Source organism: Vibrio sp. 2033 (assembly GCF_033339735.1).
In genome coordinates this window covers 1-636 of record NZ_JAWOVC010000460.1, presented here as the reverse complement: position 1 = coordinate 636, position 636 = coordinate 1, and the positions used below count along the sequence as shown (strand labels likewise).

At 48.4% G+C, this 636-nt stretch carries 1 protein-coding gene; it reads right to left on the bottom strand.

Features of this window, described 5'->3' with window-relative positions:
• A partial coding sequence (locus tag R7P74_RS27190; protein WP_318123780.1) for a UvrD-helicase domain-containing protein occupies positions 1-636 on the bottom strand: 636 nt, incomplete at both ends.

The window sequence follows — 636 nt, the reverse complement described above, 5'->3', positions numbered from 1 at the left end:
CAGCTCTTTACCCATACGCTCAGTGTTATTGGCGATCAAGGTATTGGAAGCTTCCAAAATGGTCTTGGTGGAACGGTAATTCTGCTCTAGGCGAATGGTGGTTACACTTGGGAATTCACGGGTGAATTTCTCAATGTTTTCGACTTTTGCTCCGCGCCAACCGTAAATCGATTGGTCATCGTCACCCACAATCATCACATGACACTCAGGCCCCGCCATCATGCGTAGCCAAGCGTATTGGATATTGTTGGTGTCTTGGAACTCGTCAACCAGAATGTGTTTAAAGCGTGCCTGGTAGTGCTCTCGGACAAACTTGTTATCGCGCAGTAGCTCATGAGCGCGAAGCAGAATTTCTGCAAAGTCGACCAAACCTGCACGGTCACACGCTTCTTGATAAGCGGTGTATAGCTGCAAGTAGGTTTTGGTCACAGGATCGTGGTAAGCATCAATATGTGTTGGGCGCAGACCTTCGTCTTTTTTGCCGTTAATCCACCAAGCCACTTGCCGTGCAGGCCACTGCTTCTCATCCAAATTTTGTGCTTTGATCAGACGCTTCAGTAAACGCTGTTGATCGTCGCTGTCGATGATTTGAAAGTCTTCCGGTAGCTTGGCATCAAGATAGTGCGCGCGCAGAAT